Origin of the sequence: Blautia massiliensis (ex Liu et al. 2021) (assembly GCF_052064225.1) — a bacterium.
In the GTDB taxonomy this organism is placed as follows: domain Bacteria; phylum Bacillota; class Clostridia; order Lachnospirales; family Lachnospiraceae; genus Blautia_A; species Blautia_A fusiformis.
In genome coordinates this window covers 1-1,818 of record NZ_JBQHWA010000074.1, presented here as the reverse complement: position 1 = coordinate 1,818, position 1,818 = coordinate 1, and the positions used below count along the sequence as shown (strand labels likewise).

The window sequence follows — 1,818 nt, the reverse complement described above, 5'->3', positions numbered from 1 at the left end:
TCTCATCTTTGACAGTTGATTAGTTAAAAAAGTGCCACAATCCCTGTAAATACAAGGGGTGTGGCACTTTTTCTTGCATACACGAAATATAGTAATGTTTTATCTTCGTTTACTTTTTTTCTGAATTCCTTTCATTTTTCGTTTTGTTATGAATTGATAGTCAGTTCTGAATCCACAGGTTTCATGGAGATCATCGGTGATTCCCTGGCGTTCATATACCGGCATGAAGCCCTGTTCTTCTACATCTGCAAATTTTATCTCCTTTAAAGTATGAAGTAATTGTTCTGTAGTATAAGTTCCTTTCAGGGCACGGTTTAATAACCGAAAATGTAACAAAGCAAGAAAACAGGTAAGGAAATGGGCTTTGATCCGGTCTTCACGGTTTAAGTAAACGGGTCTGGCTTCAAAGTCTGTTTTCATAGTTTTGAAACAATCTTCAATCTGCCATCTCCCTTCGCTGACTTTCAAGATATCTGCAACGTCATCATCAAGCAGGTCTGTACATACCGCATAAAGACCGTCATACATTTCTTCTTCAGCAATCTTATCCGTATCGAGATAATAGTGGATTTTAGCTTTTTCTCCTTCAGCGGTTACAGCTACCTTATTTACAAATCTTGCAGGATCATTTGGATTTTTACGTTGTTTTTTTAGAGAGCCATTTGCAACCATTTTTTCTGCCCGACAAATCTGCTCTGCACGGATAGCTTTCTGATAAGCGGCATATTTAGGGGAGTAGGTTATGATTAATCTTTGATCCAGTTTTTTTGTCGTAAACGGTTCATCTTTATAATAAAGTTGGTTCTTATCATCATCTGTCAGTTTTTTGAGATCAACAGGTTTATCATCTGCGAGACATTTGAATCCAGTTTTGTTTAAAGCCCATGTCCGGTCTTCAACAGGCAGTTTTTTGATGGACTGAGTGACGATGAATGCCCGTTGTCCCATGTGATTAAGGACACGGTTATCTTCAGAAGCAAGTCCGGCATCACTGCAATATATAAACTTATCACAGCCGAATTGCTGGAGAATCTTTGTTTCTAAAGGTTTTAAGGATTTCTGCTCATTTTGATTTCCGGGAAAGAGCGAGAAAGCCAGTGGGATTCCGTCACCATCTGTAAAAAGTCCCATTTGAATAATGGGATTCGGACGGTGCTCCTTGCTTTTTCCGTATTTTTTATCTCCATCTTCCTGTTCAATTTCAAAGTAGTAGTTTGTGCAATCATAATAAAGGATCCGATCCATTCTGTCACCGAGAAAAAAGCTGTTTTTATAAACTTCTGATTGAATAAAATCCATTTCAGAAGCAAGAACAGAAAGGGCTCGGTACACATCATGAAGTTCGTAAGTAGGAGGTTCAAGGAACTGTTTTGCAGCTTGGAAGGAAGAACTTTTGCTGGAAGGTTCCAGAACCCTTGTATAAATTAAATCAGACAAAATCGCATTAAGATCATACTCGAATTTATACCTGCTTTTGATTTTCCGGCAGATAGAATCAAGTTTCAGACCATAGTAAATCGATTGAAGAAAAAGATATCCACCAGAGAAAAGTTTCTGCTTATTATAGTCCAGGAGTCTGTTGGAATGAAAAGGGATCATGACAGTAGCATCCTCTTTTTCGCTTTTATACTTCAGCGTTTCAAGACGAGCCTGTTCATTCGCCCATTCAACAACTCCGTCACGATCTGTATGGAGCTGTTCTGATAATTCAGCTAACGTACCTAGCTTTCGGATGGTTTTTGAAGTACTTTTTCCTTCGGCATTTGTATAGGACTGAGTGATATAAAAGGACTCGGAATTTTTTGATTTTGATGTTGT

General features: G+C 38.3%; 1 protein-coding gene. It reads right to left on the bottom strand.

The genetic code is table 11. From position 1 onward, the window contains the following. Positions 1-99: 99 nt before the first annotated feature. A partial coding sequence (locus ACTNDQ_RS15295; RefSeq protein WP_441064994.1) for an IS1634 family transposase occupies positions 100-1,818 on the bottom strand: 1,719 nt, incomplete at its 5' end.